Genomic DNA, 6,866 nt, shown 5'->3' with positions numbered 1-6,866 from the left:
GTCTCACCCGGGCCGGCGCCGACGAAGTCCTGACGGCACCGGCGGGTGAGCCGACGTGGGAGTTGGGCGAACCCCTACGCCGACTCGGTCGCCCTGGGTGACAGGGGTTTCGAACGCCCAGGTGGACTGTTACGTTCGGTGTTGTCTACGGCGGGTGTGTTTATGCCGCTAGGTATCGAAATAAGAAAGATATCAGCTTAGCCCGGCATTGGCGGCAGGAAACCCGCGGGACGGAGGGTCCGGAAGAAGATTCTTCTTTCAGGAGCGAAAGCAAGCCGCCCGTCGTGACGGCGGGGGGCGGACAAGGAGTCGGGGTGGAGCACGGGGGATTCATCGAGCAACAGTCCGTAGTTCAAGTGGAAATCGACGCTTTATGCCTGGCCGGTTCTCCCCGGCTGGCGGGCGAACGAAAAGAGCACATCGAGATACTCGCGGCGGCGCCCGACGCGCTGCCTCCGATCATCGTCCACCGTCCCACGATGCGGGTCATCGACGGCTTTCACCGGCTGCGCGCGGCCCGGCTGCGCGGGGACACCACCATCGCCGCCCGTTTCTTCGACGGCGACGAATCGGCCGCGTTCGTCCTCGCGGTCCAGCTGAACGTCACCCACGGGCTGCCACTCGCGCTCGCCGACCGGCAGCGCGCCGCGGAACGGATCATCGTCTCCCACCCCCACTGGTCCGACCGCAGAGTGGCCACCGTGACCGGCATCGCCCCCGGAACCGTCGGCGAGATCCGCCGCCGACTGGGCCCCGGTGCCACCGCCCCGGACGAGCGCAGGCTCGGCCAGGACGGCCGGATGCGCCCGCTGGACGGCGCAGCCGGCCGTCTCCGCGCCGGCGAACTGCTCGCGAAGAACCCGGAGTTGTCCCTGCGCCAGGTCGCCAGGGCGGCCGGCATCTCCCCGGAGACCGCCCGGGACGTGCGCAACCGCCTGCGCAACGGGGAGGATCCGCTGCCCCGGTCCCGGCGGCGCGACCGCGAGGCCGAGCCGGTCCACGACATCACGACCGAGGCCGGCGCCGGATCCGACGCCGCCGAGGGGGCCGGCTCCGGGCCCGTCCCGGTGCCGCCGGGCGAACCCACCGCCCTGCGGCTGGCCCGTCCCGCCACCCGAACCCGCGTGGACGCCAGGCCCGACCGGGTCGTCCTGGTGAAGCGGCTGACCGCCGACCCGGCGCTGCGCTTCTCCGAGACCGGCCGCAGCCTGCTGCGGCTCCTCGCGATCCACGCCGTCCGCGAGGAGGAGTGGGACGCGATCATCGGCAACGTGCCGCCGCACTGCAGCGGCATCGTCGCCGACCTCGCCGTCCAATTCGCCGACATGTGGGCGGACTTCGCGACCCGCGTCCGGCGGGACGTGACGGCGTCGGTCGGCTGACCGCCGTAGCGGCAGAACGGACATACCCGTCGCGGCAACGACCGCAGGACCGATCGACGAACGACTACCCTGGAAGCAAGCTGTCGGGGGAACAGTGAGTCGGGGGGCCAGGTGCCGCACAACCTCCAGGAACGGAACGGGGAAGTCCAACAGCTCCACCAGCTCTACCGGGCGTGCGCCGCGGGCAGCGGCGCGGTCGTCCTCGCCGACGGACCCGTCGGCTGTGGCAAGACCGCGCTGCTGCGCTCGCTCGCCGAGTGGGCCGCCGGGCAGGGCGCGCTGTGCGCGTCGGCGACGGCGTCGCCGGCCGAACGGCACGACCGGCTCGGCCTGATCGAACAGCTGATGACCGCACTGCGGGCGGCGGCCCGGTCCGTCGATGTCCGGGCCGCCGACAACTGCGGCCTGATCGCCGCGGCCGCGGCCGCCGGCGGCTACGCCTCCCGCGCTCTGCTGAGGCGCTTCGCGCAGACCGTCACCGGCCTCGCCGAGCGGGCACCGGTGCTGCTCCTCGTCGACGATGTGCATGTCGCCGACGAGGACTCGCTCGCCTGTCTCCGCTACCTGATGCGCAGAATCGATGCGTCCGCCGTGCTCGTCGTGCTCGCCGAATGCGTCGGCCACGAGCGGGCGCTGGTCTCCTCGCACGCCGAGACCCTCTACCTGCCCTACAGCCACCGGATCAGGCTCGCGCCGCTGTCCGCCACGGGAGTGCGGCGCCGGCTGGCGGACCGGCTCGGCGCCCGTGCCGCGGACCGCGTGGACGCCGCCGCCTGGCACCTGGCGACCGGCGGCAACCCGCTGCTGGTCGAGGCTCTCGCCGACGACGCGCGCGACGTCCGGACCGGCGCCGCGCCGGCCGACGGCGCGGTCAGCCGGGTGGACGCGACGGTCTGGCACCTGGCGACCGGCGGCAACCCGCTGCTGGTCGAGGCCCTGGCCGACGTCACCCGGGACGACCACCCCGCCACCCTGCCGACCCGCCCGGTCCCGGGCCCGGCCTTCCGCCACGCCTATCTGCGCTGCCTGCACCGCGCCGGCCCCGCGGCCCTCGCGGTCGCCCGCGCCGCCGCCGTACTCACCGGCCCCGTCACCGATCCCGCCCTGCTCGCCGCCCTCCTCGACGAGGACATCGCCGGCGTCCGGCGCACCGCCGACGACCTGTGCGAGGCCGGTCTGCTCGCGGACGGCACCGGATTCCGTACCGAGGCCGCCCGGTCGGCCGTCCTGGAGGACCTGCACGCCGACGAGCTGGCCGCCCTCCGCGTCCGCGCCGCCGACCTCCTGCACCGGGACGGGGTGCCGGCCCGGGCCGTCGCCGAGCACCTGCTCGCCGCCCGCGGCACCGCCCGCTCCCGCTGGCAGGCCGACGTGCTGCGGGCGGCCGGACACGAGGCGCTGGCCGCGGGCGACGTCCGGCCCGCCGTCGACTACCTGCGCCGGGCGGCCGAGTTGACCGCCGGCACCCCCTGCGAGGACGAGACGGCCGCCGCCCTCGCCAAGGCCGAGTGGCTCGTCGACCCCGCCGCGGCCGCCCGCCGGCTGCCCCCGCTCGTCCGCGCCGCGCGCACCGGCCGGGCCGGCTTCGACGAAGCCCGCGCGGTCGTCGAACAACTGCTGTGGAACGGGCAGTTCACCCAGGCCGAGGCGGTCCTGCGGAATGTCGCCGACCGCGCTTCCGGCGCCCGCGCGGAACTCGCCGTCCTGGACGACTGGCTCCGGCTGGTCCGCCCCGACCTCGACGCGCACACCCGGACCCGCGCCACCCCGACTCCCAGCGCCCTGCTCGCCCGCGCCACCGGACCGGCCGGGGACATCCGGGACGGTGCAGACGGCGCCGCCGACCGGACGGGCGACCGGATGCTGCGCGGCACCCGCGTCGACGGTCCCCTCCCGGCCACCCTGCTGCTCCTGGCCTGTCTGCTGGAGGACGGCCGGCTGACCGGCGCCGACCGGTGGCCCGAACACCTGCTCGCCGAGCCCGGCCACCGCCATGTCCCCGTCCGGCGGGCCCTGTTGCTGACCGTCGCCGCGTCCGCCGCGCTGCGCCGCGGCCAGGCCGACGAAGCCGGACGCCTCGCCCGCGCCGGGCTGTTCACGCTCACCCCCGACGCCTGGGGCATCGCGATCGGCGCGCCCCTCGCCACCGCGCTGCTCGCGGCCACCGAGGCCGGCGACCCCGCCGCCGCCCGCGCCGCCCTCGACGTGCCCGTCCCCGGCGCGATGTCCGGCACCCCGTTCGCGCTGCCCTACCGCTACGCGCTCGGCCGGTTCGAGGCCGCCCGCGGTCGTACCCAGGAAGCCTTGCGGTACTTCGAACGCTGCCGGGAACTCGCGGTCCGCTGGGGGCTGCACGGCCCGGGCTTCGTGGACTGGCGCCAGCGCGGCGCCGTACGGCTGGGCCGCTCCCCGCGCCCGGCCGCCACGGCCGCCGGCCCCGCACCGCTCCCCGAACTCACCGAATCGGAACGGCGGGTGGGCGCGCTCGCCGCGGCCGGCCGCACCAACCGGGAGATCGCCGACCTGCTCAGCATCACCGTGAGCACGGTGGAGCAACATCTCACCAAGGTGTACCGGAAACTCAAGGTGCGCCGCCGGGCTGATCTTCCGGAACCTCTCGCGCATTTCTCCGGGGAAGTTCTGCACATGGTCGAAGAAAGCCACGTCTAGCCTTCGACGGCGTTCCTCCGTAAATCTCTGGCCATTGCTCGGCGGTGTCTTCCGCATGCCCTTACGGAATCCGTCCAACCGGCCTTCCGGCCTCTTGGACACGTTGTTGGGGCGGCCGGAATCATGTGATGCTGACCGGGAAAACGGCGCGACCCACCTGATGATTCCAGGGCCATGGACGCCGTCGATTCTCACCGGGGGAGATGCGTTTCCGTGTCCGCCACCGCATTCCCGAACAGGTCGCCCGACGGTCGTGTGCTGAGCAGGGGCGACCTGCACGCCAGCGTCCGCGATCCCGTCCTGGACACCATGACGTTCCTGAACGAGATCACCCACCGCTATCCCGACGCCATCTCGTTCGCGCCGGGCCGGCCCTACGACGGATTCTTCGACATCGAGCAGGTCTTCGGCCATCTCCGCCGCTATCTCGACCACCTGGCCGCCCTCGGCCGCACCCCCGCCGAGGTGCGCACCGCGCTCTACCAGTACGGCCCCACCGCCGGCCAGATCCGCGGCATCATCGCCGACTCGCTCCGCGCCGACGAGGGCATCGACGTACCACCGGAGTCGGTCGTCGTCACCGTCGGCGCCCAGGAGGCCATGCTGCTGGTGCTGCGGGCCCTCGTCGCCGGACCCGAGGACGTCGTCCTGGTGGCCAGCCCCTGCTACTCGGGCATCACCGGCGCCGCCCGGCTGCTCGGCGTCACCGTCGTCCCGGTCGACGAGGACGAGAACGGTTTCTCGCTGACCGAGGTGGAGACCGTGATCGCGCGCGAACGAGCGGCAGGCCGGCGGCCCCGCGCCCTCTATGTCATCCCCGACCACTCCAACCCCTCGGGCAACACGGTGGACCGGGACACCCGCGACCGGCTGCTGGCCGCCGCCGAGCGGCACGGCCTGCTGATCGTCGAGGACAGCCCCTACCGGCGGGTCAGCCCCGGCACCCCGCTGCCCACCCTCAAGTCGCTCGACCGGTCCCGTACCGTCGTGCACCTCGGTTCCTACTCCAAGACCGTCTTCCCCGGCGCGCGCGTCGGCTTCGCCGTCGCCGACCAGGAAGTCGTCGACGAGGACGGGTACACCGGCCTGCTCGCCGACGAACTCACCCGGATCAAGAGCATGGTGACGGTCAACACCTCCTCGCTGAGCCAGGCCGTGGTGGCCGGAGCCCTGCTCGCCGCGGACGGCCGGATCTCCACACTCAACGAGGAGCCCGCCGCCTACTACGGCGACGCCATGCGGACCACCCTGCGCTGCCTCGACGCCCGGCTGCCGGCCGCGCGCCGCGCGGAGCTGGGCGTCCGCTGGAACCGGCCCGCCGGTGGTTTCTTCCTCACCGTCCGGGTCCCTTTCCGGGCCGACAACGCGGCACTCGCCCGGTCCGCCGAGAAATTCGGGGTGCTCTGGACACCCCTCAGCTACTTCTATCCGGACGGCGGCGGAGAACATGCACTGAGGCTCTCCACCAGCTATCTGACGAAGACCGAGATAAGGGAAGGCACAGCGCGCCTCGCCGATTTCATCGAGGCACAGACGGCCGCGGACCAGGACCTCGTTCCCGAGCCCGTGAACAGCCGACAGCGCTGAATTTCCCGAACGTTCCCGAAAGGTGGAATCCGTGCGCGATGCCGGCACGACTCCGCGATCACGTCAAAAACCGCGCAGCAAGTCCCGTATGTGGGGGTGGACCTTCCGATGACCATCACGCTCGAGGCAGGCGACGGCGTCGTCACCGCGGCGCACCGGCCGCGCATCACCGGCGTCGGCACCGCGGTGCCCCCGGCCTCCTACTCCCAGCAGGACGTCCTCGACGCCTTCGCGATCAGCGACCCGAAGATCACCTCCGTGTTCCGCAACAGCGCCATCGACCGGCGCCACCTCCAGCTGCCCGAGCCCGGCCCGGACGGCGTGCGCAGCCCCGAGAGCCAGGGCGACCTCCTCGACAAACACAAGCGGACGGCCGTCGAGATGGGCGCCGAGGCGCTCCGCGCCTGCCTCAAGCGGGCCGGCGCCGACCTGTCCGACCTGCGCCATCTGTGCTGCGTCACCTCCACCGGCTTCCTCACCCCCGGCCTCAGCGCGCTGCTCATCCGCGAGCTCGGCATCGACCGGCACTGCTCGCGCAGCGACATCGTCGGCATGGGCTGCAACGCCGGCCTCAACGCCCTGAACCTGGTGTCCGGCTGGTCGGCCGCGCACCCCGGGGAGCTGGCCGTGCTGCTGTGCACGGAGGCCTGCTCCGCCGCCTACGCCATGGACTCCTCCATGCGCACCGCGGTCGTCAACAGCCTCTTCGGCGACGGTGCCGGCGCGATCGCGCTGCTCTCCGGCCCGCAGGAGGCGGTGACCGCCGAGGAGGGCCCGACCCTCCTCAAGTTCGCCAGCTGCATCATCCCCGAGGCGGTCGGCGCGATGCGCTACGACTGGGACCGCGACCTGGGCCGGTTCAGCTTCTACCTCGACCCGCAGGTGCCGTACGTGGTCGGCGCGCACGCCGAGATCGTCATCGACCGGCTGCTCGCCGGGACCGGGCTGCGCCGCAGCGACATCCGGCACTGGCTGGTGCACTCCGGCGGCAAGAAGGTCATCGACTCGGTCGTCGTCAACCTCGGCCTCACCCGTCACGACCTGCGCCACACGGTCGGTGTGCTGCGGGACTACGGCAATGTGTCGAGCGGTTCGTTCCTCTTCTCCTACGAGCGGCTGCTCGACGAGAAGGCCGCCGAACCCGGCGACTACGGCGTGCTGATGACGATGGGGCCGGGATCCACCCTCGAGACGGTACTGGTGCAGTGGTGACGGGAGAGACGAGAG

At 72.8% G+C, this 6,866-nt stretch carries 4 protein-coding genes; all 4 read left to right on the top strand.

What is annotated here, in order from left to right:
• The first annotated feature begins 314 nt into the window (after positions 1-314).
• The 4 genes from AB0P24_RS21705 (at position 315) to dpgA (ending at position 6,851) form a co-directional block, all read left to right on the top strand.
• The gene (locus AB0P24_RS21705) at positions 315-1,382 is read left to right on the top strand and encodes a ParB N-terminal domain-containing protein (RefSeq protein WP_365796329.1); all 1,068 of its coding nucleotides are present in this window, start codon (positions 315-317) and stop codon (positions 1,380-1,382) included.
• 111 nt (positions 1,383-1,493) lie between these two features.
• Positions 1,494-4,052 carry an AAA family ATPase gene (locus AB0P24_RS21700; RefSeq protein WP_365796327.1) on the top strand — a complete coding sequence of 853 codons (2,559 nt, stop codon included), beginning with the start codon at positions 1,494-1,496 and terminating at the stop codon, positions 4,050-4,052.
• 213 nt (positions 4,053-4,265) lie between these two features.
• The gene (locus tag AB0P24_RS21695; protein WP_365796325.1) at positions 4,266-5,639 is read left to right on the top strand and encodes a PLP-dependent aminotransferase family protein; all 1,374 of its coding nucleotides are present in this window, start codon (positions 4,266-4,268) and stop codon (positions 5,637-5,639) included.
• Between the two features lie 108 nt (positions 5,640-5,747).
• Complete coding sequence (gene dpgA, locus AB0P24_RS21690; protein WP_365796323.1) at positions 5,748-6,851, top strand: 3,5-dihydroxyphenylacetyl-CoA synthase DpgA; 1,104 nt, start codon at positions 5,748-5,750, stop codon at positions 6,849-6,851.
• The last annotated feature ends 15 nt before the right edge of the window (positions 6,852-6,866 follow it).

Source organism: Streptomyces sp. NPDC086519 (assembly GCF_040686075.1).
Lineage (GTDB): Bacteria > Actinomycetota > Actinomycetes > Streptomycetales > Streptomycetaceae > Streptomyces > Streptomyces shenzhenensis.
The sequence above is the reverse complement of the archived record's forward strand: the minus strand, read 5'-3'. Positions and strand labels throughout refer to the sequence as shown.